Source organism: Mesorhizobium sp. B3-2-1 (assembly GCF_006439515.1).
Classification (GTDB): domain Bacteria; phylum Pseudomonadota; class Alphaproteobacteria; order Rhizobiales; family Rhizobiaceae; genus Mesorhizobium.
Genome location: NZ_VFTI01000051.1, coordinates 1 through 25,812 on the forward strand (window position 1 = coordinate 1; position 25,812 = coordinate 25,812).

Below are 25,812 nucleotides of genomic sequence, written 5' to 3' on the forward strand. Positions count from 1 at the left end.
GGCAACCGCATCTTAGGGGGAGAAAACTGTTACCTATGTATCCGGTTCATTCTGTTACCCATCTATCCGCTGGACACGGCAGGGCAATGAGGGGCGGCGCCAGCCTATCAAACCAATCGCGCTGCGGTAGCCATCCGCGATCTCAACCACCGACAGCCGTGTTCGTCTCCCAGCCGTCCACCCAGACCTGCCGCAAGCGGTCACCTTCGCCCTTGAATCGCACCCCCGTCGGCTGGCAATCCTCGATGCGGTCGCTGCGGAAGTTGCGGATCGCCTGGCGCAATTCGCACCAGGCGACGATGTTGGCGGTCTCGGCGTAGTAGATCAGCGCGATCGGGCGGATGAGGCGCTCGGAGGCCCGGCCGAGTTCGTCGCGGTAGGAAAGATCGAGCTTTTCCTCGTCACGGATGGCGCGGCGCACCAGCGCCAGGTCGATCGTACCGGCGGAGGGCGCGGCGAAGCCCCAGGCATGCAGCGCATTGGCGTCGAGCGTCTGGCGCAGGGGCGGTGGCACCGCGCCGGCGATCTTGGCGCCGACGCGCTTGGCCGCCTGCTTGAGTTCGTCGTCTCCCGTACGCTCCAGCAGCGCCAGCGACAGCACGATCGCCTCCATCTCCTCGATGGAGAACATCAGCGGCGGCAGGTCGAAGCCGGGACGCAGTATGTAGCCGATGCCACGGCCGCCCTCGATCGGGACACGCATGGACTGCAGTGCCGCGATGTCGCGGTAGATCGAGCGTATCGTCACTTCCAGCTGCGCGGCAATCATCGCCGCCGTCACCGGCTGCCTGGCCAGCCGCAGGATCTGGATGATCTCGAACAGGCGCGAGGCCTTGCGCATTTTTCTCACCGGCTGCGATCACAACTGACACACCATCGTCAGTTGGCTCGATCTATAGATCGCCCATCGGCTTGAAAATCAACAATTCCTTGGCGGCACGCCGGCGGGAGACGACAGGCAACTGACATGAGCTACGCGGAAAATCTATGGCTTTTCTTTCTTCTCCTGTTCGGCATCATAGCCGTTCCAGGCATGGACATGCTGTTCGTGCTTGCCAATGCGCTGACCGGCGGACGCGACAGGGGGCTTGCGGCGACCGGCGGCATCATGGTCGGCGGCATGGTGCATACGCTTAACGGTGCGATCGGCGTCGGCCTGCTCATGCATTTCGTGCCGATCCTGTTCAAACCGCTGCTGCTTGCCGGCGCCGCCTACATGGCATTCATCGGCCTGACTCTGATGCGCAGTTCCATCACCGTCGGGCATGACGGACCGGCCGGCAGCCGCTCCGCATGGAAGGCGTTTCGCCAGGGTTTCGTGACCTGCCTGATCAATCCCAAGGCCTATCTCTTCGTCCTGGCGGTCTACCCGCAGTTCCTGAAACCGCACTACGGCCCGATCTGGATGCAGGCGACGATCATGGGCTTGCTCACCGTGCTAACGCAGGCCGCGATCTATGGCGGGCTCGCCATATCAGCCGGCCGCAGCCGCAGCCTTCTGATCGCCAATCCCCGGGCGACCGTTCTTGCCGGCCGGGCGGCCGGGCTGCTGCTCTTTGCGGTTTCCGTGTTCACTGCATGGGAAGGCTTGAGGGCGGCGTAATGCCTGTCGGCGCCCCCCCATCCCCTATCGTCGGCCGTATCAGGCGGCCCCTTGCCGGCTGTCCAGCATGCCGCGGCGCGCCGAGCGACGCCATTCGACGGCGCCGGCAAGGCCGTGCAGCACGGTTTCGGTGGTCGCCCAGTCGATGCAGCCATCGGTGATGCTCTGGCCGTAGACCAGCGGCTTGCCGGCCACGACGTCCTGCCGGCCGGCGACGAGATTGCTCTCGATCATGACGCCGATGATGCGCTCGTCGCCAGCCGCCACCTGGCCCGCCACTTCAGCCGCCACCTTGGGCTGGTTCTCGGGCTTCTTGCTGGAGTTGGCGTGGCTGACGTCGATCATCAGACGGGGCGCGATACCGATGCGGGCGAGTTCGACGGAGGCGGCCTCGACGCTTGCCGCGTCATAGTTGGGCTGAACACCGCCGCGCAGGATGACATGGCAATCCTCGTTCCCCGTCGTCGCCGCTATGGCGCTGCGCCCGCCCTTGGTCACCGCCATGAAATGGTGCGGCTGGGCGGCCGACTTCACCGCCTCGCCAGCGATCCTGAGATTGCCGTCGGTGCCGTTCTTGAAGCCGACCGGGCAGGAGAGGCCCGAGGCCAGCTCGCGATGGATCTGGCTCTCGGTCGTGCGCGCGCCGATGGCGCCCCAGGCGACGAGGTCGGCAATGTATTGCGGCGTCGTCATGTCGAGGAACTCGGTCGCCGCCGGCAGGCCGAGATTGTTGACGGCGGAAAGCACGTTGCGCGCCATCCGCAGGCCCTTGTCGATGTTGAAGCTGCCATCGAGGTCGGGATCGTTGATCAGGCCTTTCCAGCCGACGGTCGTGCGCGGCTTTTCGAAATAGACCCGCATGACAATCTCCAGCCGGTCGGAAAGGGCCTCGCGCAGCGCCGCCAGACGGCTGGCATAGTCGACGGCCGCGACCGGATCGTGGATGGAACAAGGGCCGACGATGACAACAAGTCGATCGTCGGCACCAGTGAGGATGGAATGGATGGCGTTGCGCGAGGCGGCAACGGTGCGCGTAGCCGTGAGTGAGCGCGGTATCTCGCGCATCACCTCTTCCGGCGTGCTCAGCAGTCTGAGTTCCTTGACCCGAAGGTCGTCTGTGGTGGTCAACACGGCTTTCTGCTCCTGTTAGAGCAATTCCAGGAAAAGTGCGTAGCGAGTTTTCCGTACGGAATTGCGTAAAACTATGTTTGGGAACCTGCCGGCTGAAACAAAAAAGCCGCCAGGTCTGGCGGCTGTTCGGATCTTGGTGCTGCAATCTTCAGATCGAGCGCAATCCTCCCGCCGCCAGCGAGCTCCTAAAGTACCAATACGTGGCGGTCAGGTTGATCATGAGTGGGCATATAGCTGAAGTCGCGTTGGATGTCACGCGTCTGATAGGAGTCTTGCATGGATATGTAAGAATGCATATGTTGGATATGCCAAAAAGGATATGCTCCGATGCCGCTTTACGTGAAGGACCGGGAAGTCGACCGGCTGGTACTCGAGGTGCAGCGCCTCACAAAGGCGCCGAGTAAGGCCGAGGCGGTTCGCCGCGCTCTGACGCATGAAATCGAGCGCGCCCGCGCTGTCCAATCCGTCTCGGAACGCTTGGCGGAGGCGGTCAGAATGGCTGGCGAAATCGGAGAGGATAATCCTGACTTCGATATGAAAGCCTATTCGGACGAGCTTTCAGGCGGGCTATGAGCCTGTTCATCGACGCGTCGGCGGTCGTTGCTCTGTTGCGCCCGGAGCCCACGGCAGGAGAACTCGCCGCCCGGATGGATGCCCACGGCGGGCCTTTCTTCATTTCGGCGGTCGTTCGTTTCGAGACCGCAATGGCCTTGGCGCGTTCAAAGACCCCCCTGCCTTCACCCGTGGAACCGGCGGCAATCGCAAAGGCGAATGCCGCCGTCGACCGTTTCGTGCAGGATTTGGGGATCGGCGAGGTCCTCATTTCGGCTGAAGTCGGGCGGCTCGCTGTCGAAGCGGCACGCAGCTACGGCAAGGGTGTCAATTCGCCGGCGCAGCTCAACATGGGCGATTGCTTTTCCTATGCCTGTTGCAAGGCATATGATTTGGCTTTGCTCTACACCGGTCAGGATTTCACAAAGACAGACATACGATAGGTTTAAGATGTGTCACGCGGACTGCTCGCACGAACCTATTCCGGCGACGACCCGGCAACGCTCTGGTCGTAGTCGACCAGCGATCCGGTCATGACGCCCGATTGCGGGCTGACCATGTAACTGATCAGCCGCGCGAGCTGGTCCGGCTTGACCAACTGGCCCATCGGCTGCGCGGCCTCGGCCTTCGCTAGCCAGTCATCGGGTGCATCGTGCCATTTCTTCTGCACGATGTCCTCGCCTTCGGTGTCCATCCAGCCGGGCAGCACGGCGTTGCAGCGGATGCGGTTGAAGCGATAGGCATTGGCGACGTTCTTGGTCAGTGTCATCAGCGCGCCCTTGCTGGTCGAATAGGGCGTCAGGAAGGACTGGCCGGTATGCGCCGACATCGACAGCACGTTGACGATCGAGCCTGGCGCCTTTTTCTCCAGCAGATGCGCCACCACGCCCTGCATCAGGAAGAAGGGGCCGCGCACATTGGTGTCGAAGATCTGGTCGAAGAGCTCTTCCGATGTCTCGACCAGCGAGCCGCGCGCCGAGGTGGCGGCGGCATTGACCAGCGTGTTGATGCTGCCGAAATGCGAGAGCGCGGTGGCGACCGCGCGCTTGCAGTCGGCCACCTTGGAAACGTCGGCGCTGATGAAAATCGCGTCGACGCCTGATTTCTTGAAATGGGCGACTGCCTTGTCGCCCTTCTCCTGCGAGCGGCCGATGAGCGCCAGCGCCCGGCAGCCTTCGTCGGCAAGGGCTTCGGCGACGGCAAAGCCGATGCCTTGCGCTCCGCCGGTAACGATGGCGCGGGTGTTCGAATTGCGATCGGCGAATGCGCTCATCGCTCTGCTCCTGTGCGTTGGGTCCGGATGCGTTCTTACTTGTCCAAACGGACGGTCTTGCCCGTGGTCGCCGACTTCAGTGCCGCATCGGCGAGCTTCAGCGCCACGAGGCCGTCCGCGCCGCTCGGCGCCGCCTTCTTGCCTGAAGTCGCCGCGGTGATGAAGGCGGCGATCTCGTTGGCGTAGGCGTCGAGATAACGGGTCATGAAGAAATCGTGCAGCGGCGGGCGCGTATAGCCCTTCTCATTGGCGAGTTCGATCGACACCGGCCGCTGGTTCTCGGCAGCCACCATGCCCTTCGAACCGTGCACTTCGATACGCTGATCGTAGCCGTAGGTGGCGCGGCGGGAATTGGAGATGACGGCCTGCTTGCCCGATGCGGTTTCGAGGATGACGCTGACCGAATCGAAATCGCCGGCCTCGCCGATTTTTTTGTCCACAAGCACCGAAGCGTGTGCGCTGACCGCGACCGGCTCCTCGCCGAGCAGGAAGCGCGCCATGTCGAAGTCATGGATGGTCATGTCACGGAAAATGCCGCCGGAGCGGGCGATATAGTCGAGCGGCGGGGCGCCGGGATCGCGGGACGTGATGGTGACCATCTCGACCGTGCCGATGGCGCCGTCATCGATCGCCTTGCGCACGGCGGCGAAATGCGGATCGAAGCGGCGGTTGAAGCCGACCATCAGCGTCGCCTTGGCCTTGTCGACGACGGCCAGGCACTTCTCCACCCGCTTGACGTCGAGGTCGATCGGCTTCTCGCAGAAGATCGCCTTGCCGGCCTTGGCGAAGCGTTCGATCAGATCGGCATGCGTGTCGGTCGGCGTGCAGATGACGACGGCATCGATGTCCCTGGCGGTCTCGATTTCGTCGATGGTGCGCACCTCGGCGCCATAGGCACCAGCCAATTCGCTCGCCGCCTTCTCGAAGGCGTCGGCCACGGCGACCAGTTTTGCCTGGGGGTTGGAACCCACGGCGCGGGCGTGGACCTTGCCGATGCGGCCGGCACCAAGGAGGGCGAAGCGAACAGTCATGGAAATTTTCCTCTAGGGGATGGGTTCGAGAGAGTTGTGTCCGCACCTTCCTGTCGAGGAAAGGGGCAAGTTCATTTTTGTCGGCGTGGCGGATCGTCCCGGAGCGGGGTAGCCACGCCGCCTACGCCGCGAGTTCCGCCTCGCCGGTCTTGGCGCCGGTGATGTACGAGACGATGTCCTGCCCGTCGGTATTCTCCTTGCGCAGGTTGGCGACGATGCGGCCGCGCCGGAACACCACGATGCGGTCGCAGAGATCGAACACTTGGCGCATGTTGTGGCTGATCAGGATCAGCGGCTCGCCATTGTCCTTCAGCGTACGGATGATGTTTTCGACCTGCGCGGTCTCCTGCACGCCGAGCGCTGCCGTCGGCTCATCCATGATGATCAGCTTGGAGGCGAAGGTCGCCGTCCTGGCGATCGCCACGCACTGCCGCTGGCCGCCCGACATGTGGCGGATCGTGTTGGACAGATTGGGGATCTTCACCGCCGTGCGGACCAGCGCCGCCTCGGTCGCCTTGCGCATGTATTTGCGGTCGAGGATCGAGAACGGCCCGAGATTGAACAGCACTTTTTCCCGGCCGAGGAACAGGTTCGACGGCACGTCGAGATCGTCGGCCAGCGCCAGGTTCTGGAACACCGTCTCGATGCCCGCCTCGCGGGCCTCGATCGGGCCGGCGAAATTCACTTCCTTGCCGTCGAACCAGACCTGGCCGCTGGTCCGCTGCTCGACGGCGGTGATCTGGCGCACGAAGGTCGACTTGCCGGCGCCGTTGTCGCCCATGATGGCGACATGCTCGCCCTTGCGCAGTTCGAAGTTGGCGCCATCCAGCGCGTGCACGCCGCCATAGCGCTTGGTCAGGTTTTCGGTCTTCAGGACGATGTCTGACATGGTCAAGCCCTCAATGCCCGCATGCGCTGGCGCCACTGGTCGAGAACGACCGCACCGACGATGATCACGCCCTTGACCATCTCCTGATAGTAGGCGTCGAGGCGCAGGAAGGTGAAACCGGAGATGATGACGCCGAAGATCAGCGCGCCGATCACCGTGCCGATGATGGAGCCACGGCCGCCCGACAGCGAGACGCCGCCGATGACCGCCATGGCGATGGCGTCGAGTTCGTACATCACGCCCATGCCGGCCTGGGCGGTGAGGTTCTTGGAGGAAAGCACCACGGCGGCGAGCGCGGCCAGAATGCCGGCGATGACATAGACGAGGATCTTGTGGTTGGCGATCTTGATGCCGGACATGCGTGCGGCATCCTCGTTGGAACCGATGGCGTAGCAGTGCTTGCCGTATCTGGTGTAGGTCATGATCAGCTGGAACAGCGCGGCCAGCGACAGGAAGATGATGACCGGCATCAGGCCCTTGCCTATCGCCGCGAAACTGTCTGTCGGGAACGAGATCGGCTGGCCCTTGGACCACCATTTGGCGATGCCGCGCGCGGTCACCATCATGCCGAGCGTGGCGATGAAGGGCGGAATGCGCGTGTAGGCGATCAGCGCACCGTTGACCATGCCGGCGAGCAGGCCGCAGCCGACCGCCACCAGCACCGGGACGATCACCGGCAGGTCGGTCCAGCCCTGCGCCAGGAACATCGCCTTGGGATTGGGATTGCCATTGACGGTCGCGACCTGGGCGAAACTCATGGCGATCATGGCCGTCGCGCCGACGATCGAGCCGGAGGACAGATCGATGCCGCCCGTGATGATCACCTGCGTGACGCCGATGGCGATGATGCCGACGATCGACACCTGCAGGATGATGATCTGCAGGCGCGCCTCGTTGAAGATGCCGCTGACGTCGCTACGGGTGTTGAACAGGAAGCTGTCGCCGAGAAAGATCCGGCCGATCAGCTCGAAGACGACGACAAGGATGACGAGCGCCAGGAAAACATTGAACTCGGCCGGCCATGCGCGCTTCTTCGCATCGTAGGTCAGACCGCCGACGCCATGAGATGTCTGTGCCACGTCTTTCTATCCTCCGTCAGCCGCAGTCGATCCTCGCGCCTTGCCGGCGCTGAGGGAAGGAGGAGCGACGCTTTGAGAGCGCCGCTCCCGCTATCCGCCGCTCAGTTCTTCTTCAAGAACTTGTCGATGTTGGCCGGGGTGACGAGCTGGAAGGGCACATAGACCTTGTGCTCGACCTTCTCGCCCTTGGCCAGCTTCAGCGCCGCATCCAGCGCGCCCGCACCCTGGCCGGCCGCGTCCTGGAACACGGTTACGTCAAGGTCGCCCGCCTGCATGGCGGCAAGCGCGTCCTGGGTGGCGTCGACACCGCCGACGACAACCGACTTCATGTCGATGTTGGCGGCCTTCATCGCCTGGATGGCGCCGATGGCGCTTTCGTCATTGTTGGCGATGACGCCGTCGAACTTCTTGCCGGTCGACAGCCAGTTGGTCATCAGGTTCTGGGCCTGGTCGCGATCCCAGTTCGAGGTCTGCTTGTCGATGATCTTGATGAAGCTGCAGTCCGGCGTGGCGATGACATTGTCGATGTCCTTGGTGCGCTGCACGGCGGCCTGGTTGGAAAGCTCGCCCATGATCACGTAGACGTTGGCTTCCTTCTTGCCGGCTTCCTTGAACAGGCGGCAGACTTCCTTGGTCTCGAGCGTGCCGGAATCGGCCTCGTTCGAAGCGACGAAGGCCTGGTTGTCAGGCAGCTTGTCGACATTGACCGGCTCGCGATTGACGTAGACCAGCGGGATCTTGGCGGCGGCGGCCGCATCCGACATCGCCTGTGTGGCCGAGGTATCGACCGGGTTGACGATGATGGCGTCGACGCCCGAAGCGGCGAAGTTCTTGATCTGGTCGAGTTGCTTGGCGACGTCGTTCTGTGCGTCCTCGACCTGCAACTCGACGCCGCTCATGCCCTTGGCCTGCTCGATCATGCCGTTGCGCAGCACGGTGAGGAAATTGTCGTCGAACTTGGCCATCGAGACGCCGATCTTGGCGGCCATGGCCGATGAACTCATCAGCGCCGCGAAGGCGACGCCCAAAAGCAGTTTCTTCATTGTAATCTCTCCTCCACTTTTGGTGTCCGGTTGCACCGATGTCTCCGGAATCCCCGATCTGCCCGGGGAATCTCTCCCGATTGTCTTCTCTCCCCCGGATGGCGCCTGCCGTTTGCTGGAACGCCAAAGCTTCTGTTTGAAACAGATGTTCCGGAACGAAAGAACCAAAATACATGACTGGTGAAATATTTATTCCATTTCGTCGGGAGGCGTCAAGGGCGATTCCAAAACCGGATGTGCGATTTTGGCGGACGCGTCGACACTGTGCGGATGCTGCCGGATGAATGCCGCTGCCTTGGCGGCGCGGGGCAGGCAGGCGCACGCCTGCCGCCGGCGGCGATGCCGATGGCATCCGCGCGCCATGTCCGTTCCTTGGATGCCGTCGACAGGCGATGGCAGTTCAGAGATGCCAGATATCTCTTTGCAGCAAGAGCTCGAGCGGCGCTCTCCAGACCCTGTATCCCGCCGCCTGCCTCACCTGCTGTTCGATACTGAGCTTGCCGCTGAGATCGAAGAAAGCTCCAATTCGCTTTCGGGCGTGAAGCTTCTTTCCCCTGGTGTTGTAGTTGCGGATCGGCAGCCGGTGGCTGCGGATTTTCCGTCCATCCTGTGATAGCGCGACGCCGATGCAGAATTGTTCCGGGGTGTGCAAACGCACGATTTCGCTGACTTTCTCGCTGGCCGCGTACGCTCGCTCCAGCGCGGGAATGTTGTCATGATGAACGCCAAGGACGCCGCTCGCCCACATGGTTTCATCTCCGGTCAGGATGTGACCTCCAATTGAGAGCCCCTTGCCTTCGAGCGCGCGATAAGGAGCCTTTGGGCGCCCTTCGCACCGCCACATTATGGAGGACAAGGCTGAAATTCGGTTGAAACATCGCGATATGTCGCCGGTCGGATACATATCCGTATCCATGAAGAACAGGCGCTCGCAACGCCGCAGCAGATCGACGATGCCTGCGGCCTTGATGCCAAACATGTATCGATTGCCGAAGGACATCTCGGCCTGTCTCTTGGCCGTGAGCTCGATCGTTTCGATGGGATAGCCGTCGAAAATGGAGGGCCTGTCGGTCAGGACCATAACCCTGGCATCCGGACAATAGTGAAGCAGGCGAAGCGCGCTGAAGAGCGCGCCACGCGCATAGAGCTCGTCGCTCCCAAAAGCGATGTAGCCAAACCCATCCCCATCCATCAGCCATGTATATATTAGCTGACGTTCATGCGTCAATTTTGGATACGCCCGCGGGCGCGGCGCGCCTGAAAGCCCAGCGCTAGATGTTCTCAGGCAGGTAGATGTCGAATGGCAGGAAGGTCTGGCCGGGTGCGTTCGCCGCACCCGTCTCGATGGCGTGCGCCATGAGATCGAGCAGTTCGCGGCACAATGCCGCCAGCGGCGTGGAGATCACCATGGTCAGCACCCCGTCCGCCAGGGCGGACCGCGAGACCGCCGATATCTCGTTGCAGACCACCGCCGGCATCTCGGCCGGCTTGGCCTGCCTCAGCGCCGCGACCGCGCCTTCCATGCCACCGCCCGCGACATAGCAACCGACGAGGTCCGGGTGGCGGCCGAGCAGATCGACCAGCGTGTCCTGCGTGATCTGGTTGGCCTCGAGATTGACCAGCGTTTCCAGCATGGTGAAATCCGGCGCCTGTTCGCGGAAGAAGGAACGAAAGCCGATCTCTCGCAGTTCGTGGCCATGGAAGCGGTGGCTGCCGACGAAGAGCGCGACCTTGCCCGGCCGCTTCGCCGCTTTCGAGATCATCCAGGCCGCAGTGCGGCCGACCTTGCGGTTGTCGAGGCCGACATAGCCCTCGCGAATGCCGGCGGCGAAGTCGGACAGCAGGGAAAAGACAGGCAATCCCTTGGCCTTCATCTCCTCTACGGTGACGGTCAACGCCGGGTGATCCGGCCCGACCAGGGCGACAGCCCTGCATTTGGCCGCCAGCTTGCGCGTGCGCTCGACGATTTCGTCCGGCGTCAGCGAACTGGCGAAGTCGATGATCGCGACACCGCGGAAGCGCTGCGATTGCGAAACAGCGAGCTCGAGCTGCCGCGCGAACTCGGTGTAGAAGACATCATTGCCTCTCAAAAGCAGGAAGCCGAGCCGGTATTCCGGCAGCTCGTGGCGCATGCGCTGCTTGATCAGGCCGGCCGCGTGATAGCCGATCTCGGTCGCGGTCTCGTAGACACGGCGCGCGGTTTCCTCGCGTACCGGCAAGCGATTGTTGAGCACGCGGTCCACCGTGGCGACGCTGACGCCGGAGACGCGCGCCAGATCAGTGATGGTCGGTCGTTTCGCCATGATCGCCCTCGTTCGATTGCCTGATATCGATACATCATCTTGATAGGAAATGATAGAAACTATCTTTGTGATGTTGAGTCTATCATGACTCGGCGTTATTTCTGGGCATGGAGCCAGTTGGTGATCGGCATTCGCATGGCGGATGCCCTGCCTCGGGAGGCAATCATGACCGCAGCGCCGTCCCGGCGTGACTACAGCCTGATCGGCCGCGACGCCCGGCTTGCCGTCGAAAACGGCCTGTCGGCGGCCGAGTGGTATCACACCGACATTCCCCGCAAGCAGATGAAGGAGTTGATGCAGCGCTCCGATTGCCCGGCGATCCGCGACACCGCGATCTGGCTCGCCGCCCTCGTCATCAGCGGCGCCGGCGGCGCCTGGTTCTGGGGCAGCTGGTGGTGCGTGCCGTTCTTCTTCGCCTATGGCGTGCTCTACGGCTCATCCACCGATTCGCGCTGGCACGAATGCGGCCACGGCACGGCGTTCCGCACGCAGTGGATGAATGACGCGGTCTATCAGATCGCCTGTTTCATGATCATGCGCAATCCGGTGACCTGGCGCTGGAGCCACACGCGCCATCACACCGACACCATCATCGTCGGCCGCGATCCTGAAATCTCGGTCATGCGGCCGCCGGACCTGGTGCGCCTCGTCCTCGGTTTTGTCGGCGTGCTCGACGCCTGGCATGCGATGTCAGACATGCTGCGCAACGCCGCCGGCAACATCAGCGCAGCGGAGAAAACCTTCATTCCCGAACAGGAGCAGCCCAAAGCGATCCGTGTTGCCCGCATCTGGACCGCGATCTATGCCGCGACCATCGCGCTGGCGCTCTACACCGGGTCGTTCCTGCCCTTGATGCTGGTCGGCCTGCCCAGGCTTTACGGCGCCTGGCATCACGTCATGGTCGGCCTGCTGCAGCATGGCGGTCTCGCCGACAACGTCACCGACCACCGGCTGAACAGCCGCACCGTCTACATGAACCCGATCAGCCGCTTCATCTACTGGAACATGAATTACCACGTCGAACATCACATGTTCCCCATGGTGCCCTACCACGCGCTGCCCAGGTTGCATGCGCTGATCAAGCACGACCTGCCGGCGCCGACGCCGTCGATCCTGGCCGGTTACCGCGAGATGATCCCGGTCTTCCGCCGCCAGCTGCGCAACGAGGATTATTTCCTCAAGCGCGAACTGCCGCCGACCGCCAGGCCGTACCGCGAGGAATTCCACAACGATACCGTCGCCGCGGCGGCGGAATGACATCAAACGACTGCAGGGGAGGACTGAATGAGCGATTGGGTCGAGGCCTGCGCCGCCGGCGACATCGATGAAGAGGACGTGATGCGCTTCGATCATGGCGGGCGCACTTTCGCCATCTATCGCAGCCCGGACGACGAATATTTCGCCACCGACGGCTTGTGCACACATGAGAAAGTGCACCTCGCCGACGGGCTGGTGATGGACGACATCATCGAATGCCCCAAGCACAATGGCCGCTTCAACTACAAAACCGGCGCGGCCAGGGGCGCGCCGGTCTGCGTCAACCTCAGGACCTATCCAGTCAAGGTCGACGCAGGCAAAGTCCTCGTTCAGATCGGATGACCGGCATGGCACGCGGGATGGTGATCATCGGAGCCGGCGAATGCGGCGGACGGGCAGCACTCACGCTGCGCGATCTCGGCTATGACGGGCCGGTGACGCTGGTCGGCGACGAGCCGCATCTGCCCTACGAACGTCCGCCTTTGTCCAAGGAGGCGATGGCCAGCGACGCGCCCACAATCAAGGCGATCGCCAGCGACGAGATCCTGGCCGAAAAATCGATCCGGCATATCCATTCCGTCCAGGCCGTGGCGATCGATCGCGCGGCGCATACGGTGCGCCTATCCGATGGTTCGGTGTTGGCCTACGACAAGCTGCTGCTGGCCACCGGTTCGACGCCGCGCAAGCTGCCGATGCTTGGCCTTGGCGGGCGTTGCGTGTATCTCAGGACCTTCGCCGATGCATTGGCCATCCGCGCCCATCTCAGCGCCGGCAACCGCATCGCCGTCATCGGCGGCGGCTTTATCGGCCTCGAACTTGCCGCAGCCGCCCGCAAGCTCGGCGCAGATGTCACCGTCATCGAGGCGCAGCCACGTATCCTGATGCGCGGCGTTCCGGCCGAGATCGCCGAAATCATCCATGAAGCGCATGTCGCCGAGGGTGTCGACGTGGTCTGCGGGCAAGGCATCGCCTCCATCGCCGACGACGGCAGGGAGGTGCGGGTGACGCTTGCCGGCGGGCGCGAGATCATTGCCGACCTCGCCGTCATCGGCATCGGCGCCGTGCCGGTGACCGGGCTCGCGGCTGAAGCCGGCCTGGCCATCGAAAACGGCATCGCGGTCGACGCGGAATTACGCAGCGGCGATCCCGACATCTTTGCCGCCGGCGATTGCTGCTCGTTTCCGCTCGCCGTCTATGGCGGCCGCCGCGTGCGGCTGGAGGCCTGGCGCAATGCGCAGGACCAGGGGGCACTGGCGGCGAAGAACATGCTTGGCGCCGGCGAGGCGCATGCCGCGGTGCCGTGGTTCTGGTCGGATCAGTACGGCCTGTCCCTGCAGATCGCCGGCCTTTCCGACGAAGGCCACAGCACCGTGCGTCGCGATCTCGGCGCCGGCGCCTTCATCCTCTTCCATCTCGCCGAAGACGGCAGACTGGTGGCGGCCAGCGGCATCGGCCCGGGCAATGCGGTGGCGCGCGACATAAGGCTGGCCGAAATGCTGATCGGCAAGCGGGCCAAGCCGGCGCCGGGGGCGCTGGGATCGCCTGAAGTCAAGCTGAAGGCGTTGCTGGCGGCGTGAAGTCGCACCACCTGGTCGATGTCGGCGCCGCCCCTCATCTGCCTGCCGGCATCTTCTCCCCGTAGAACGGGGAGAAGGGAGCTGTGGCAACATCGCCGCGATTCACGCACCGCTAACGATTGGCGAAATCGTTGATGACGGCGCCTTTCTCCCCGTCCCTATACGGGGAGAAATGCCTGGCAAGGCAATGAGGGGCAGCGCAAACGCCGATGAATTCAATTGTCGGCGGGCCCTGATATCAACGCGCTAGAACAGCGCCTTCAGCTCCGCCAGCTTGTCGTTGACCAGCCAGCCGTAATAGTTCTCTTCCGGCAGCTTTTCCGGCTCGCCGGCGGCGCGGCGCTTCTCGTTCTCCGCCTTCAGCGCATAGGCGCGCTGCTCCGGATTGCCGACATTGTAGAGGGTGGCGGTCAGCCCCGGATTGCCCGATATGTCGAAGCCGGCGATGCTCTTGTAGGCGTCGATCGATTTCCTGATCGTCGCCGCGACATAGGGCAGCGTCAGGTCCGGATCCATGATGGTCTTGTAGACCGAATTGGGATCGGAAACGTCGAGTTCCGGCAGGCCGGACACCTTGTGCACGAGGTCGCTCATCTGCAAGGCGGTCAGCGGGTTGAGCTGGCCGAGGCCGAAGGTCTGACCGGCATAGTAGGGCTGGAAGAAGGTGGCGCCGAAACGGTTGTCGGGGAAATCCTCGCCGCCGACGGTCTTGCCCCGAAACGAATGGTTCCAGACCTGCTCGCGGCATTCCCACAGATCGTAGCTGTCCGAAATGGCGGCGCATTTCTTGAATTCCGGCCGCTGCACGAAATCGCTGACATCCTCGCCGTCATAGGCGAAGGACAGCTTGCTCGACAGGTAGGAGATCGCCTTGACGTAGTAGGTCTGCAGCCGGTCATAGGCGTCGACATTGTAGGTGTGCTCGCCGACGATGGCGCCGACGATGTGCATGGGGTCTATGCCATAGGCGCTGGCCGCCTTCCTGATCTTGGCGCGCAGATCGGCGTCGTTCTGCAGCAGGGCATAGACCTTGCGGTACTTGGCCTGGAAGGTGGTGTTGGTCGCCTGCGTGCGGCGGCTGGAGGCGCCGGGAATGTCGGGCTGCTCGGCATTGCGGTTTCCCGCCGGCACCAATGTCGCCGCGTCGGCGGCGAACAGCGTCGCCGCCAGCGTGAAGCCGAGAATGATCAGGATGAGTTTTTTCATGCGCCGCCGCCTAGAGCAATTCCAGGAAAAGTGTGTAACGGTTTTCCTGGAATTGCGTGAAAACAAAGAGTTAGAGCTGGTCGGCGATCTATCAAACGCTGAACCGCTCTAGAGAATTGCCGCGCAAACTAGGTAAAGCACTTGGTCGAGTCGAGAGCGCCCCGTCATCCGGCGAGACGAAAGGTGGCCAGATGGTACCATCTGGCCACACATGGCTCCTGCCGGAAGTTGTTGCTTGATATCGCGCCGGACTGCTCCGGCGCCCTCGTTCAAAGGATGAACCGCGACAGATCCGTGTTTCTGGAGAGGTCGCCGACATGCTTCTGGACATAGGCGGCATCGATGGTGACGGCCGTGCCGTTGCGGTCGGGCGCATCATAGGAAATGTCGTCCAGCACCCGCTCCATCACCGTCTGCAGCCGCCGGGCGCCGATGTTCTCGATGCTGGCGTTGAGATCGACGGCGACGCCGGCGAGCGAATCGATGGCGTCGTCGGTGAACGTCAGCTCGACGCCTTCGGTCTTCATCAGCGCGATATACTGCTTGATCAGGCTCGCCTCGGTCTCGGTCAGGATGCGGACGAAGTCCTCCTTCTCCAGCGCGCGCAGCTCGACTCGGATCGGCAGGCGGCCCTGCAGTTCCGGCAACAGGTCGGACGGCTTGGAGACATGGAAGGCACCGGAAGCGATGAACAGGATATGGTCCGTCTTCACCGGCCCGTATTTGGTCGCCACCGTCGTGCCTTCGACCAGCGGCAGCAGGTCGCGCTGCACGCCTTCGCGCGAAGGCCCGCCCGAAATGTCCGACCGGGCGGCGATCTTGTCGATCTCGTCCAGGAAGACGATGCCGTCATTCTCCGTCGCGTCGAGCGCCCGGCGCACCACCTCGTCCTGGTCGAGCAGCTTGTCGGACTCGTCGCCGACCAGCAGGTCGTAGGATTCCTTCACCGTGGTCTTGCGCAGCTTGGTCTTCTTGCCGCCCATCGCCTTAGACAGCATGTCGTTGATGTTGAGAACGCCGATATTGGCGCCAGGCATGCCGGGAATCTCGAAACCGGGCATGCCGCCATTGCCGGTGTCGGCCACCTCGATTTCGATTTCCTTGTCGTCGAGCTCACCCTCGCGCAGCTTCTTGCGGAATGAGTCGCGCGTCGCTGGGCTCGCCGTCTTGCCGACCAAGGCTTCCAGAACGCGTTCCTCGGCGTTGACATGGGCGCGTGCCTTGACGTCCTCGCGCATCTTCTCGCGCATCAGGCCGATGGCAATCTCGACCAGATCGCGGATGATCTGCTCGACATCGCGGCCGACATAGCCGACCTCGGTGAATTTGGTCGCCTCGACCTTGACGAACGGCGCGCCGGCGAGCCGCGCCAGGCGGCGCGAAATCTCGGTCTTGCCGACGCCGGTCGGGCCGATCATCAGGATGTTCTTCGGCATCACCTCTTCGCGCATCTGGCCTTCGAGCTGCTGGCGGCGCCAGCGATTGCGCAAGGCGATGGCCACGGCGCGCTTGGCGTCCTTCTGGCCGATGATGAAGCGGTCGAGTTCCGAAACGATTTCGCGGGGAGAAAATGTGCTCATATCGCTAAATTCCACTTTGCCACTGCTTGATGGTCTCGAACGGATGCAGCAGCATGATCACGTTGAGTGTAAGGTTGTCCCGGATGAGGTAGCCGGTGCCTAGTTCGAAGAGAATGGCGAGGCTGACGATCACCCATATAGGTAGCCTTCGCGCCATGACAAATCCCAGCACCATGGCCAGTGTGTCGGACACCGAATTGATGATGCTGTCGCCGTAATAATCGAGCGAAATGGTGCCGGCGCGGTAGCGCTCGATGATGAACGGGCTGTTTTCGAGGATTTCCCAGCCGCCCTCGACGAGGACGGCGAATGCCAGCCGCAAGCCGATCGGCGAGCGCGGGAACAGGAACCGCGCCAACGCATAGAACAGGAAACCGTGGATGATGTGCGAGAAGGTGTACCAGTCCGAAATGTGCTGGGAATTCTCCGAACTGTTCACCACGCCATGCCACAGCTTGACATAGCCGCAGGTGCAGATCGGCGGATGGCCCATCAGGTAGAGCGTGACGGCCTGGGCGACGAGCAGGCCGGCGACGATCAGCAGCCCCATCCGCCAGCTATCCTCGTAAGCGGAAAGGCTCTTGTCCTCGCTGGATGTGACCATGCCCCGGATTACCCCTCTTGCGCGTCTTCGGCATCGATGGCCATCAGCACGACGTCGCCATAAATCGACTGCCTGCGATCAATGGCCCGAAATCCGGCCTTTTCATAGGCCCGGATGGCCCTGATGTTGGCAGGGTCGGGATCGATGATGACGCGCGGCACGCCTTCCTCGAACAGGTCTTCGACGAACTGGCGCACGATCGCCGAGCCGTGGCCGATGCCGACCAGTTCCGGCCGGCCGATCGAGAGATCGATGCCGAGCGTGCCGAACGGCTGATCGGCATAGGGATGGCCGTCTTCCAGATGCGGGTCGTAGCTTTGGAGATAGGCGATCGGCTTTCCGTCGAGCTCGACGATCAGCGGCTCGACGGAAATCGAGTCTATATGATCGGCAATCTCCGCGATTTCCCTCTCGGGATCGTCCCACCACTCTGCAACATGCGGCTCGGCCAGCCAGCCGGCGATCATCGGCAGGTCCTTTTTGGTCACCGGCCGAAAATCGTAGGGCGCGACTGGTTCAGCCGGCATCGAGCGTTTCGACAACGAAATTGTTGTTGGTGTAGACGCAGATGTCGGAGGCGATCTGCATCGCCTTGCGGGCGATCTCCTCGGCGTCCTTGTCGCTGTCCATCAGCGCGCGCGCCGCGGCTAGAGCGTAATTGCCGCCCGAACCGATGGCCATGACGCCATGTTCGGGCTCCAGCACGTCGCCATTGCCGGTCAGCGCCAGCGAGACCGACTTGTCGGCAACCAGCATCATCGCCTCCAACCGGCGCAGATAGCGGTCGGTGCGCCAGTCCTTGGCGAGCTCGACGCACGCGCGGGTGAGTTGATCAGGATACTGTTCGAGTTTGGCTTCGAGGCGTTCCAAAAGCGTGAAGGCGTCGGCGGTGGCACCGGCGAAGCCGGCGATCACATTGCCGCCCTTGCCGATGCGGCGCACTTTGCGGGCATTGCCTTTCATGATGGTCTGGCCAAGGCTGACCTGGCCGTCGCCAGCGATCACCACCTTGTTGCCCTTGCGCACCGTCACGATCGTCGTGGCGTGCATGGTCAGATTATCAGACATTTCCTGGCTCCGAGCAGCGCCATCCCAAAAAGGCGATTGGCGCGGTACGAGTAACTTTGATCGGCCATATGTATGCACGGGGCCAATGATTGCAAACCGCTCGATAGCGGCCGGGATCGCAACTGGCAATCGCCGGATCATGCTGCTAGAAGGCTCTCGTTTTCAAGCCCGCGAGCGCTCGAGGGCCGTGAACCGGTCACGATCTGAACCACTGGCACAAGGATAGAGTGATGGCGCCTCGTTCCGCCGATGCACGCCGCAAGACCGCGGAGACCGACATTTCGGTGTCGATCCACGTCGACGGCTCCGGCAAATCGGACATCGCCACTGGCGTCGGCTTCTTCGACCATATGCTGGACCAGCTTGCCCGCCATTCGCTGATCGACATGACCGTCAAGGCCAAGGGCGACCTGCACATAGACGACCACCACACGGTCGAGGACACCGGCATTGCGCTCGGCCAGGCCCTGACCAAGGCGCTGGGCGAGCGGCGCGGCATCATGCGCTACGCCTCGATCGACCTTGCCATGGACGAGACGCTGACGCGTGCGGCGATCGACGTGTCGGGCCGCCCCTTCCTGGTCTGGAACGTTTCGTTCTCGTCGCCCAAGATCGGCACCTTCGACACCGAACTGGTGCGTGAATTCTTCCAGGCGCTGGCGCAGAACGCCGGCATCACGCTGCATGTCACCAACCATTATGGCGCCAACAACCACCATATAGCCGAGACCTGCTTCAAGGCGGTGGCGCGCGCGTTGCGCGCCGCGCTCGAGCTTGATCCGCGCCAGCCTGGCGCGGTTCCCTCCACCAAGGGTTCTTTGAAGGGATAGCCTCATGACCGCCTATGTCGTGATGGAGCCACCTGGCCGCAGCGAGAAAGTCGACACGACGACGCTGGTCCGCGACGGCTTCACCTGGCTCGGCCTGCTGGTGCCGCCGCTGTGGCTTGCCTGGCACCGGCTGTGGGTCGAAGCGGCGCTCGCCTTCGTCGTCATGGGCGTGCTTTCGATGCTTGGCCAGAAACTTGGCCTCGGTGTCGCCGGCTCGCTGCTGTCGCTGCTGGTCTCGCTCTATGTCGGGCTGGAGGGCCAGGGATTGCGCATCGCGGCGCTGCGCCGCCGCGGCTGGCATGAGTGGGGCGTCGTCGAGGCCGGCTGGCTCGGGGAGGCCGACATACGCTACGCCCTGGAGGCCGAAGGGCTTTCGGATGAAGCAGCATACGCGCCGCGCATCGTTCCCGATGCCGCTCTGGCGCGCCCGGCGCAGCCCGGCATGGCGCTGGGGCTGACCCACATTCCAGGACGGCGCTGAGATGCGGGTCGCGATCATCGATTACGGCTCGGGCAATCTGCGCTCGGCCACCAAGGCTTTCGAGCGCGCCGCGCGTGAAGCCGGCATATCGGCCGAGATCGACCTGACGGCCGATGCCGACCGCGTGCGCACCGCGGACCGCATCGTCCTGCCCGGCGTCGGCGCCTATGCCGACTGCGCGGCCGGGCTGCGCGCCGTCGAGGGCATGTGGGAGGCGGTCGAGGACGTCGCCATCGCCAAGGGCCGGCCTTTCCTGGGCATCTGCGTCGGCATGCAACTGATGTCGCAGCGCGGTCTCGAAAAGACCGTCACCAACGGCTTCGGCTGGATATCGGGCGACGTCAAGGAGATCCAACCTTCCGATCCGGCGCTGAAGATCCCGCAGATCGGCTGGAACACGATCGAATTGCGGCGTCGGCACCCGCTGTTTTCCGGCATTCCGACCGGCGCGACGGGCCTGCATGCCTATTTCGTCCACTCCTACCATCTCGATGCGAAAAAGCCGGACGAGGTCGTTGCGGTCGCCGACTATGGCGGCCCGGTGACGGCAACCGTCGCCCGCGACAATCTCGCCGGCACGCAGTTCCATCCGGAGAAGAGCCAGGCGCTGGGCCTGGCGCTGATCACCAATTTCCTGCGCTGGAGGCCCTGAACACCATGAGCAAGAAGGGCTACTGGATGGCGATGGTCGATGTCCGCGACCCCGAACTGTACAAACAGTACATCGAGGCGAACGCGGTGGCGTTCGCGAAGTATGGCGCGAAATTCGCCGTGCGGGCCGGCCGCCACGAAAATCCGGAAGGACCTACCGGCAACCGCCATGTGCTGGTCGAGTTCGAGTCTTTCGACAAGGCGGTCGAATGCTATCATTCGCCTGAATATCAGCATGCCTCCAAATTCCGGCTTGCCGCCTCATCAGGTCATTTCGTCATCGTTGAAGGCGCCTGAAAATATGATCCTGTTTCCAGCCATCGACCTCAAGGACGGCCAGTGCGTGCGCCTCAAGCACGGCGACATGGCGACCGCCACGATCTACAATGACGATCCGGCCGCACAGGCAAAAGCCTTCGAGGAGCAGGGCTTCGAATGGCTGCATGTCGTCGACCTCAACGGCGCCTTCCAGGGCCAGAGCGTCAACAGCGCCGCGGTCGGCGCCATCCTGAAAGCGACGAAGAACCCGGTGCAGCTCGGCGGCGGCATCCGCACGCTGGAGCAGATCGAGGATTGGCTCGACCGTGGACTGGCCCGCGTCATCCTCGGCACGGTGGCGGTGCGCGATCCCGATCTGGTCAGGCAGGCCTGCAAGGCGTTTCCGGGCAAGGTCGCCGTCGGCATCGACGCCAAGGGCGGAAAGGTGGCGGTCGAAGGCTGGGCGGAGGCCTCGAGCCTCGGCGTCATAGAATTGGCCAGGAAATTCGAGGGTGCGGGCGTCGCCGCCATCATCTACACCGACATCGACCGCGACGGCGTGCTGACCGGCATCAACTGGGACGCCACCATCGACCTCGCCGAGGCCGTGTCGATCCCGGTCATCGCTTCGGGCGGGCTGGCTTCGATCGCCGACATCGTGCGCATGACCATGCCCGACGCGCGAAAACTCGAAGGCGCGATCTCGGGCCGCGCCCTCTATGATGGCCGCATCGATCCCGCCGAGGCGCTGGCGATCCTGCAGGGCCGGCCGGTGGCGGAGGCGCGGTCGTGAAGGTCTCGCTCATCCTGGCCTCCTATGACAGCGGCCACTATCACGGCGGCATGGGCCAGGGGCCCGACGCGTTGATATCGGGCGGGCTCGTCGATGCCCTGACCCTTGCCGGCCATGACGTCACGGTCGAGGATATCGGCAGGGTTGGCGCCGACCAGGGGCGCGAGATCGCCACGGGTTTTGCCGTCTGCAACGCCGTCTCGGGCGAGGTCCGCATCGCCCGCGACAGGGGGCGGTTTCCCATCGTGCTGGCCGGAAACTGCCTGACCAGTGCCGGCGCGGTCGCCGGCGAAGGCGCCGATGCGATCATCTGGGCCGACCAGCATGGCGACCTCAACACGCCCGAGACGTCCGTATACGGCTTTCTCGACGGCATGGCGCTGTCGACGGTGCTTGGCCTGTGCTGGCGCCCGATGGCGGCGGCCATTCCCGGATTCAAGCCGATCGATCCCGCGCGCTGCGTGCTCGTCAACGCCCGCGATCTCGATCCGGCGGAGGAGAAACTTCTCGAAACATTGCCGGTCATCCGGACGGAATGTCCCGGCGTGGCGCAAGCGACGGAAAAACTGAGGGCAGCCGGCGCCAACAGCGTGCACATGCATCTCGATCTCGACGTGCATGATCCCAATGAGCTGCAGGCCAATCGCTACGCCACCCCTGGCGGGCCGAACCCGGAGCAGCTGCGCGACGCGGTCTGCGCCATGGCGCTTGCGGTGCCGATCATCGGCATCACCGTTTCCGCTTACGATCCGGCTTTCGATGCCCAGGCCGATGTGCCGCCGCTGGTCGGCCAGCTGCTCAACGATCTGCTTGCCACGATAGAGGGCCGCTGATGCTGAAAGCCCGCGTCATCCCTTGCCTCGACGTCAAGGACGGCCGTGTCGTCAAGGGCGTCAATTTCGTCGATCTCATCGACGCCGGCGATCCGGTGGAGGCAGCCAAGGCCTATGATGCCGCCGGCGCCGACGAGCTCTGCTTTCTCGACATCACCGCTTCGTCGGAGAATCGCCAGACCATCTTCGACGTCATCGCCCGCACCGCCGAACAATGTTTCATGCCGCTGACCGTCGGCGGCGGCGTGCGCCAGGTTGCAGACATCAGGAAATTGCTCCTGGCCGGCGCCGACAAGGTGTCGATCAACACGGCCGCGGTGAAGAACCCGGATTTCGTCGCCGAAGCCGCCGACAAGTTCGGCAACCAATGCATCGTCGTCGCCATCGATGCCAAGAAAGTGTCCGGCCCCGGTGAGGCCGACCGCTGGGAGATCTTCACCCACGGCGGACGCGAGAAGACCGGCATCGACGCCGTCGAATTCGCGCGCCGGATGGTCGATCGCGGCGCCGGCGAGATCCTGTTGACCTCGATGGACCGCGACGGCACCAAGGCCGGCTACGACATCGCGCTGACGCGGGCGGTATCGGACGCGGTGCGCGCGCCGGTCATCGCATCGGGTGGCGTCGGCACGCTGGATCACATGGTCGAAGGCATTCGTGACGGCCATGCCGGCGCGGTTCTGGCGGCCTCCATCTTCCATTTCGGCACCTACACGATCGCGCAAGCCAAGGCGCATATGGCCGAGGCCGGCCTGCCGATGCGGCTGGACTCGCTGGGCAACAGGTCCTAGAGCATGTTCCTTGGACCGACTTTCGGAAAAGATCCGGCTTAAACAAGAAGATAGACTGGCATGGCCGAGTTTTCGCTCTCCGACCTGGAAAAAATCGTCAGCGACCGCGCCCATTCCGGCGATCCGGACTCGTGGACGGCCAAACTGTTCGCGCGCGGCATCGACAAGGCGGCGCAGAAGCTCGGCGAGGAGGCGGTCGAGACGGTCATCGCCGCCGTCAAGGGCGACAAACAGGGCATCGTTTCGGAAAGTGCGGATCTTATATATCATTGGCTGGTCGTTCTCGGCATAGCGGGCGTTCCGCTGAACGACGTGCTCAAGGAACTCGAAAGCCGCACCGGGCGTTCGGGCATCGCCGAGAAGGCGTCACGGCCCAAGGGCTGATCGGGAGGGAGGGCAGGTATCTCGATGGATCAGCTCGCGCCAACCGAGAAATATTCCCCGTTTCGCTTCTTCTCGGCCGAGCAATGGTCGCAATTCCGCGCCGACACGCCGCTGACACTGAGCGAGGACGAGTTCCGCCGCCTGCGGTCGCTCAACGACCCGGTCGACCTCGAAGAGGTCAAGCGAATCTATCTGTCGCTATCGCGGCTTTTGTCGGCGCATGTCGAGGCAAGCCAGCTTCTGTTCCGGCAGCGCCAGGCCTTTTTCAATGCCGTCGATGTCGTCAAGACGCCGTTCATCATCGGCATCGCCGGTTCGGTTGCGGTCGGCAAATCGACCACGGCGCGCGTGCTGAAGGAATTGCTGGCGCGATGGCCGTCGAGCCCCAAGGTCGACCTCATCACCACGGACGGCTTCCTGCTGCCCAACGAGGTGCTGCGCCGCGAAAACCTGATGGAGCGCAAGGGTTTCCCCGACAGCTACGATGTCGGCGCGCTGCTGCGTTTCCTGTCGGGCATCAAGTCGGCGTTGCCCGATGTCCGCGCGCCGGTCTATTCGCATCTCACCTATGACGTCATCCCCGGCGAATTCGTCACCATCGACCGGCCCGACATCCTGATCTTCGAAGGCATCAACGTGCTGCAGCCGGGCAAGCTGCCGCAGGACGGCAAGATCGTGCCCTTCCTGTCGGACTTCTTCGACTTCGCCATCTATATCGATGCCGACGAGAAGCTGATCCACAACTGGTATATTTCCCGCTTCATGCGGCTGCGCGAGACCGCCTTCCGCAATCCGGACTCCTTCTTCCACCGCTATTCGCAGCTGTCGGAGGATGCGGCCAAGGCAATCGCCGAGGGCCTGTGGACCAACATCAACCTGAAGAACCTGCGCGAAAACATCCTGCCGACGCGCGCCCGCGCCGACTTGATCCTGCGCAAGGGCGCCGACCACCTGGTCGAGGAAGTGGCGCTGCGCAAGTTATAGCTGATAGAACCCCGCACGGAGGACTCATCCAAGCCCGCCATGCAGGTGTTACCTGTCAGCCATTGGCGAACGGGACGGCGACATAGATCTGCGTGTCGCCACGCTCCACCAGAAGCAGCACTGACTTGCGTCCGGATTTGCCGGCTCGGGCAATCGCTTGGGTCACCTGCTTCGCGCTCTTCACCGGGGCCTGGTTGACGGCGACGATGACATCTCCCGGCTGGATGCCGGCAGCCGCTGCCGGTTTGTCGGGATTGACGCTGGCAACCACGGCGCCGTGCTCGGTCTCGGGGAGGTTCATCTGCTGGCGGATGTCGGACGTAATGTCCATCAGGCCGAGGCCGATGCCCGGCGCGCGGGAACCCTGCCCGGTGCCCGGCGCGCTGGAATTGCCAGTCGATGCCGTCTTCACATCTTCACCGTTGCGCCCGACCTCCACCGAGATCTGCATGGCCTTGCCCTTGCGCCAGACATCCAGTGTCTCCTTGGCACCCGGCGCGACGTCGGCCACAGACCGCGACAGATCCTTGGGATCCTTGACGTCCTGCCCGGCGAAGCCGGTGATGACGTCGCCGGTTTCGACGCCGGCCTTGGCCGCAGGCGACCCGTCATTGACCTGCGAGACCAAGGCACCGCCGGGATGGTCGAGCCCCATGGCGCTTGCCACATCCGGGGTCACCGGCTGGATCTCGACGCCGAGATAGCCGTATTCGATGTTGCCGCCCTTCATCAGCTTGGCGACCACCTTCTGGGCCTGGTCGGACGGAATGGCGAAGCCGACACCGACGCTGCCGCCGTTAGGGGAATAGATCGCCGTGTTGATGCCGACGACATTCCCATTGACGTCCACCAGCGGTCCGCCGGAATTGCCGTGATTGATCGGCGCGTCGATCTGGATGAAATCGTCGAAGGGCCCGCTATGCAAGTCGCGGCCACGCGCCGAGACGATGCCGGCCGTTACCGTGGTGCCGATGCCGAACGGATTGCCGATCGCCAGCACCTGGTCACCTGTCATGAGCTTGTCGGAGTCGCCCCATTTCACGGTCGGCAACGACTTGCCGGCCTTGATCTTCAGCACGGCGAGGTCGTTCTTGGCATCGTGACCGACCAGCGTGGCCGGAAGCTCCGTGCCATCGTCGAGCGTGACCTTTATCGAGGAGGCGCCGTCGACGACATGGTTGTTGGTGACGATGGTGCCGTCGGCACTGACGATGAAGCCCGAGCCGAGCGCCTCGGCGCGCGGCCCCTGTTGCTGCGGAGGCGTCTTGGGAGCAGGCATGCCCTGATCGCCGAAAAACTGGCGGAAATAGTCGTCGAAGGGCGAATTGCCGCCGAAGGGTGAACCTTCGCTCATGATTCGCGGCTGCGCCTTCATGACCGTCGTGACGGTGACGACCGCGGGCTTGGTCGCGGCCACGACTGGCGCGAACGATCCGTTCGGGGCCGTTGTTCCGGCGACTGGGGTCTGTGTCGTCGCAACGACTTTGCTCAGGCCGGCATTGCCGGCATTTTGGGCGAATGAGACGACGACAGGAGAGATTAACAGCGCGGCGCCCAGCAGGGCGGCGACGCGATGCCTACGAAGAATACCAAAGGGTGACATGGTCGTTC

General features: G+C 63.3%; 29 protein-coding genes and 1 pseudogene. 15 read left to right on the forward strand and 15 right to left on the reverse strand.

Features of this window, described 5'->3' with window-relative positions; translation table 11 throughout:
- Positions 1 to 142: 142 nt before the first annotated feature.
- Positions 143 to 841: a YafY family protein gene (locus tag FJW08_RS31185; protein WP_140813622.1), complete on the reverse strand. Its 699-nt coding sequence runs from the start codon at positions 839 to 841 to the stop codon at positions 143 to 145.
- A gap of 126 nt (positions 842 to 967) precedes the next feature.
- Between FJW08_RS31185 and FJW08_RS31190 the strand changes: the two genes are divergently transcribed.
- A complete protein-coding gene (locus tag FJW08_RS31190) occupies positions 968 to 1,603 on the forward strand; it encodes a LysE family translocator (protein WP_140813623.1) in 636 nt (211 codons plus the stop codon).
- A 39-nt stretch (positions 1,604 to 1,642) separates the two neighbouring features.
- Here FJW08_RS31190 and FJW08_RS31195 read toward each other — a convergent pair whose 3' ends face one another.
- On the reverse strand, positions 1,643 to 2,734 hold the full coding sequence (locus tag FJW08_RS31195; protein WP_140813624.1) for a 3-deoxy-7-phosphoheptulonate synthase: 1,092 nt from the start codon (positions 2,732 to 2,734) through the stop codon (positions 1,643 to 1,645).
- 327 nt (positions 2,735 to 3,061) lie between these two features.
- Between FJW08_RS31195 and FJW08_RS31200 the strand changes: the two genes are divergently transcribed.
- Both FJW08_RS31200 and FJW08_RS31205 read left to right on the forward strand, forming a co-directional pair.
- On the forward strand, positions 3,062 to 3,307 hold the full coding sequence (locus tag FJW08_RS31200) for a type II toxin-antitoxin system VapB family antitoxin (RefSeq protein WP_140758798.1): 246 nt from the start codon (positions 3,062 to 3,064) through the stop codon (positions 3,305 to 3,307).
- Positions 3,304 to 3,729, forward strand: a complete 426-nt coding sequence (locus tag FJW08_RS31205) for a type II toxin-antitoxin system VapC family toxin (protein ID WP_032935032.1) — start codon at positions 3,304 to 3,306, stop codon at positions 3,727 to 3,729. Before FJW08_RS31200 ends, FJW08_RS31205 begins: the two co-directional genes overlap by 4 nt.
- A 35-nt stretch (positions 3,730 to 3,764) precedes the next feature.
- Here FJW08_RS31205 and FJW08_RS31210 read toward each other — a convergent pair whose 3' ends face one another.
- The 7 genes from FJW08_RS31210 to FJW08_RS31240 all read right to left on the reverse strand — a co-directional run bounded on the left by FJW08_RS31210 (position 3,765) and on the right by FJW08_RS31240 (position 10,904).
- Positions 3,765 to 4,559: an SDR family oxidoreductase gene (locus FJW08_RS31210; protein ID WP_140813625.1), complete on the reverse strand. Its 795-nt coding sequence runs from the start codon at positions 4,557 to 4,559 to the stop codon at positions 3,765 to 3,767.
- 35 nt (positions 4,560 to 4,594) lie between these two features.
- Positions 4,595 to 5,590, reverse strand: a complete 996-nt coding sequence (iolG, locus tag FJW08_RS31215) for an inositol 2-dehydrogenase (RefSeq protein ID WP_140813626.1) — start codon at positions 5,588 to 5,590, stop codon at positions 4,595 to 4,597.
- A 121-nt stretch (positions 5,591 to 5,711) separates the two neighbouring features.
- Entirely contained in the window at positions 5,712 to 6,479 is a 768-nt protein-coding gene (locus tag FJW08_RS31220) for an ATP-binding cassette domain-containing protein (RefSeq protein ID WP_140813627.1), read from the reverse strand.
- Positions 6,480 to 6,481: 2 nt separating this feature from the next.
- Positions 6,482 to 7,558 carry an ABC transporter permease gene (locus FJW08_RS31225; protein WP_140758802.1) on the reverse strand — a complete coding sequence of 359 codons (1,077 nt, stop codon included), beginning with the start codon at positions 7,556 to 7,558 and terminating at the stop codon, positions 6,482 to 6,484.
- A gap of 101 nt (positions 7,559 to 7,659) precedes the next feature.
- Positions 7,660 to 8,601 carry a sugar ABC transporter substrate-binding protein gene (locus FJW08_RS31230; protein ID WP_140813628.1) on the reverse strand — a complete coding sequence of 314 codons (942 nt, stop codon included), beginning with the start codon at positions 8,599 to 8,601 and terminating at the stop codon, positions 7,660 to 7,662.
- 400 nt (positions 8,602 to 9,001) lie between these two features.
- Positions 9,002 to 9,829, reverse strand: a complete 828-nt coding sequence (locus tag FJW08_RS31235; protein WP_246682670.1) for a hypothetical protein — start codon at positions 9,827 to 9,829, stop codon at positions 9,002 to 9,004.
- Positions 9,830 to 9,872: 43 nt separating this feature from the next.
- Positions 9,873 to 10,904 (reverse strand): LacI family DNA-binding transcriptional regulator, encoded by a 1,032-nt coding sequence (locus FJW08_RS31240; protein ID WP_140813629.1) that lies wholly within the window; start codon positions 10,902 to 10,904, stop codon positions 9,873 to 9,875.
- Positions 10,905 to 11,069: 165 nt separating this feature from the next.
- Between FJW08_RS31240 and FJW08_RS31245 the strand changes: the two genes are divergently transcribed.
- The 3 genes from FJW08_RS31245 to FJW08_RS31255 are packed head-to-tail and all read left to right on the forward strand — an operon-like array spanning position 11,070 to position 13,738.
- On the forward strand, positions 11,070 to 12,161 hold the full coding sequence (locus tag FJW08_RS31245; RefSeq protein ID WP_140813630.1) for a fatty acid desaturase family protein: 1,092 nt from the start codon (positions 11,070 to 11,072) through the stop codon (positions 12,159 to 12,161).
- A gap of 27 nt (positions 12,162 to 12,188) precedes the next feature.
- Positions 12,189 to 12,503, forward strand: a complete 315-nt coding sequence (locus FJW08_RS31250; protein ID WP_140813631.1) for a MocE family 2Fe-2S type ferredoxin — start codon at positions 12,189 to 12,191, stop codon at positions 12,501 to 12,503.
- Positions 12,500 to 13,738 carry an FAD-dependent oxidoreductase gene (locus FJW08_RS31255; RefSeq protein WP_181183098.1) on the forward strand — a complete coding sequence of 413 codons (1,239 nt, stop codon included), beginning with the start codon at positions 12,500 to 12,502 and terminating at the stop codon, positions 13,736 to 13,738. Before FJW08_RS31250 ends, FJW08_RS31255 begins: the two co-directional genes overlap by 4 nt.
- 246 nt (positions 13,739 to 13,984) lie before the next feature.
- Here the strand turns inward: FJW08_RS31255 and FJW08_RS31265 are convergent.
- From FJW08_RS31265 to hslV, 5 genes and pseudogenes are all read right to left on the reverse strand, one after another.
- A pseudogene (locus FJW08_RS31265) lies at positions 13,985 to 14,964 on the reverse strand (DUF1402 family protein).
- 249 nt (positions 14,965 to 15,213) lie between these two features.
- A complete protein-coding gene (hslU, locus tag FJW08_RS31270) occupies positions 15,214 to 16,524 on the reverse strand; it encodes an ATP-dependent protease ATPase subunit HslU (protein WP_140758809.1) in 1,311 nt (436 codons plus the stop codon).
- 4 nt (positions 16,525 to 16,528) lie between these two features.
- Positions 16,529 to 17,128 (reverse strand): DUF2585 domain-containing protein, encoded by a 600-nt coding sequence (locus tag FJW08_RS31275; RefSeq protein ID WP_140813634.1) that lies wholly within the window; start codon positions 17,126 to 17,128, stop codon positions 16,529 to 16,531.
- An 8-nt stretch (positions 17,129 to 17,136) separates the two neighbouring features.
- Complete coding sequence (locus tag FJW08_RS31280) at positions 17,137 to 17,655, reverse strand: GNAT family N-acetyltransferase (RefSeq protein ID WP_140813635.1); 519 nt, start codon at positions 17,653 to 17,655, stop codon at positions 17,137 to 17,139.
- Positions 17,645 to 18,196: an ATP-dependent protease subunit HslV gene (hslV, locus tag FJW08_RS31285; protein ID WP_140813636.1), complete on the reverse strand. Its 552-nt coding sequence runs from the start codon at positions 18,194 to 18,196 to the stop codon at positions 17,645 to 17,647. The genes FJW08_RS31280 and hslV overlap by 11 nt, the downstream gene beginning before the upstream one ends.
- 230 nt (positions 18,197 to 18,426) lie before the next feature.
- On the opposite strand from hslV, the gene hisB reads away from it, so the two are divergent.
- Genes hisB through coaA form a run of 9 tightly spaced genes read left to right on the forward strand, consistent with a single transcriptional unit; the run spans position 18,427 to position 24,201 of the window.
- Positions 18,427 to 19,026 carry an imidazoleglycerol-phosphate dehydratase HisB gene (hisB, locus tag FJW08_RS31290; RefSeq protein WP_140813637.1) on the forward strand — a complete coding sequence of 200 codons (600 nt, stop codon included), beginning with the start codon at positions 18,427 to 18,429 and terminating at the stop codon, positions 19,024 to 19,026.
- 4 nt (positions 19,027 to 19,030) lie between these two features.
- On the forward strand, positions 19,031 to 19,507 hold the full coding sequence (locus FJW08_RS31295) for a DUF2628 domain-containing protein (protein ID WP_140813638.1): 477 nt from the start codon (positions 19,031 to 19,033) through the stop codon (positions 19,505 to 19,507).
- 1 nt (position 19,508) lies between these two features.
- Positions 19,509 to 20,159, forward strand: a complete 651-nt coding sequence (gene hisH / locus FJW08_RS31300; protein WP_140813639.1) for an imidazole glycerol phosphate synthase subunit HisH — start codon at positions 19,509 to 19,511, stop codon at positions 20,157 to 20,159.
- A gap of 5 nt (positions 20,160 to 20,164) precedes the next feature.
- Positions 20,165 to 20,455: a DUF1330 domain-containing protein gene (locus FJW08_RS31305; RefSeq protein WP_140813640.1), complete on the forward strand. Its 291-nt coding sequence runs from the start codon at positions 20,165 to 20,167 to the stop codon at positions 20,453 to 20,455.
- Positions 20,456 to 20,459: 4 nt separating this feature from the next.
- Entirely contained in the window at positions 20,460 to 21,209 is a 750-nt protein-coding gene (gene hisA / locus FJW08_RS31310) for a 1-(5-phosphoribosyl)-5-[(5-phosphoribosylamino)methylideneamino]imidazole-4-carboxamide isomerase (RefSeq protein WP_140813641.1), read from the forward strand.
- Complete coding sequence (locus FJW08_RS31315) at positions 21,206 to 22,042, forward strand: arginase family protein (protein ID WP_140813642.1); 837 nt, start codon at positions 21,206 to 21,208, stop codon at positions 22,040 to 22,042. The genes hisA and FJW08_RS31315 overlap by 4 nt, the downstream gene beginning before the upstream one ends.
- Positions 22,039 to 22,833 carry an imidazole glycerol phosphate synthase subunit HisF gene (hisF, locus tag FJW08_RS31320; protein WP_181183099.1) on the forward strand — a complete coding sequence of 265 codons (795 nt, stop codon included), beginning with the start codon at positions 22,039 to 22,041 and terminating at the stop codon, positions 22,831 to 22,833. Before FJW08_RS31315 ends, hisF begins: the two co-directional genes overlap by 4 nt.
- A 60-nt stretch (positions 22,834 to 22,893) precedes the next feature.
- A complete protein-coding gene (locus FJW08_RS31325; protein ID WP_140813644.1) occupies positions 22,894 to 23,217 on the forward strand; it encodes a phosphoribosyl-ATP diphosphatase in 324 nt (107 codons plus the stop codon).
- Positions 23,218 to 23,241: 24 nt separating this feature from the next.
- A complete protein-coding gene (gene coaA / locus FJW08_RS31330) occupies positions 23,242 to 24,201 on the forward strand; it encodes a type I pantothenate kinase (protein WP_140813645.1) in 960 nt (319 codons plus the stop codon).
- A gap of 55 nt (positions 24,202 to 24,256) precedes the next feature.
- Here coaA and FJW08_RS31335 read toward each other — a convergent pair whose 3' ends face one another.
- A complete protein-coding gene (locus tag FJW08_RS31335; protein WP_140813646.1) occupies positions 24,257 to 25,804 on the reverse strand; it encodes a DegQ family serine endoprotease in 1,548 nt (515 codons plus the stop codon).
- Positions 25,805 to 25,812 lie beyond the last annotated feature (8 nt).

Excerpts from the sequence above, each read along its gene's own strand:
- FJW08_RS31185 (WP_140813622.1), bottom strand. The coding sequence starts at position 841 with ATGCGCAAGGCCTCGCGCCTGTTCGAGATCATCCAGATCCTGCGGCTG.
- FJW08_RS31190 (WP_140813623.1), top strand. The coding sequence starts at position 968 with ATGAGCTACGCGGAAAATCTATGGCTTTTCTTTCTTCTCCTGTTCGGC.
- FJW08_RS31200 (WP_140758798.1), top strand. The coding sequence starts at position 3,062 with ATGCCGCTTTACGTGAAGGACCGGGAAGTCGACCGGCTGGTACTCGAG.
- FJW08_RS31205 (WP_032935032.1), top strand. The coding sequence starts at position 3,304 with ATGAGCCTGTTCATCGACGCGTCGGCGGTCGTTGCTCTGTTGCGCCCG.
- FJW08_RS31210 (WP_140813625.1), bottom strand. The coding sequence starts at position 4,559 with ATGAGCGCATTCGCCGATCGCAATTCGAACACCCGCGCCATCGTTACC.
- iolG (WP_140813626.1), bottom strand. The coding sequence starts at position 5,590 with ATGACTGTTCGCTTCGCCCTCCTTGGTGCCGGCCGCATCGGCAAGGTC.
- FJW08_RS31220 (WP_140813627.1), bottom strand. The coding sequence starts at position 6,479 with ATGTCAGACATCGTCCTGAAGACCGAAAACCTGACCAAGCGCTATGGC.
- FJW08_RS31230 (WP_140813628.1), bottom strand. The coding sequence starts at position 8,601 with ATGAAGAAACTGCTTTTGGGCGTCGCCTTCGCGGCGCTGATGAGTTCA.
- FJW08_RS31240 (WP_140813629.1), bottom strand. The coding sequence starts at position 10,904 with ATGGCGAAACGACCGACCATCACTGATCTGGCGCGCGTCTCCGGCGTC.
- FJW08_RS31245 (WP_140813630.1), top strand. The coding sequence starts at position 11,070 with ATGACCGCAGCGCCGTCCCGGCGTGACTACAGCCTGATCGGCCGCGAC.
- FJW08_RS31250 (WP_140813631.1), top strand. The coding sequence starts at position 12,189 with ATGAGCGATTGGGTCGAGGCCTGCGCCGCCGGCGACATCGATGAAGAG.
- FJW08_RS31255 (WP_181183098.1), top strand. The coding sequence starts at position 12,500 with ATGACCGGCATGGCACGCGGGATGGTGATCATCGGAGCCGGCGAATGC.
- hslU (WP_140758809.1), bottom strand. The coding sequence starts at position 16,524 with ATGAGCACATTTTCTCCCCGCGAAATCGTTTCGGAACTCGACCGCTTC.
- FJW08_RS31275 (WP_140813634.1), bottom strand. The coding sequence starts at position 17,128 with ATGGTCACATCCAGCGAGGACAAGAGCCTTTCCGCTTACGAGGATAGC.
- FJW08_RS31280 (WP_140813635.1), bottom strand. The coding sequence starts at position 17,655 with ATGCCGGCTGAACCAGTCGCGCCCTACGATTTTCGGCCGGTGACCAAA.
- hslV (WP_140813636.1), bottom strand. The coding sequence starts at position 18,196 with ATGTCTGATAATCTGACCATGCACGCCACGACGATCGTGACGGTGCGC.
- hisB (WP_140813637.1), top strand. The coding sequence starts at position 18,427 with ATGGCGCCTCGTTCCGCCGATGCACGCCGCAAGACCGCGGAGACCGAC.
- FJW08_RS31295 (WP_140813638.1), top strand. The coding sequence starts at position 19,031 with ATGACCGCCTATGTCGTGATGGAGCCACCTGGCCGCAGCGAGAAAGTC.
- hisH (WP_140813639.1), top strand. The coding sequence starts at position 19,509 with ATGCGGGTCGCGATCATCGATTACGGCTCGGGCAATCTGCGCTCGGCC.
- FJW08_RS31305 (WP_140813640.1), top strand. The coding sequence starts at position 20,165 with ATGAGCAAGAAGGGCTACTGGATGGCGATGGTCGATGTCCGCGACCCC.
- hisA (WP_140813641.1), top strand. The coding sequence starts at position 20,460 with ATGATCCTGTTTCCAGCCATCGACCTCAAGGACGGCCAGTGCGTGCGC.
- FJW08_RS31325 (WP_140813644.1), top strand. The coding sequence starts at position 22,894 with ATGGCCGAGTTTTCGCTCTCCGACCTGGAAAAAATCGTCAGCGACCGC.
- coaA (WP_140813645.1), top strand. The coding sequence starts at position 23,242 with ATGGATCAGCTCGCGCCAACCGAGAAATATTCCCCGTTTCGCTTCTTC.
- FJW08_RS31335 (WP_140813646.1), bottom strand. The coding sequence starts at position 25,804 with ATGTCACCCTTTGGTATTCTTCGTAGGCATCGCGTCGCCGCCCTGCTG.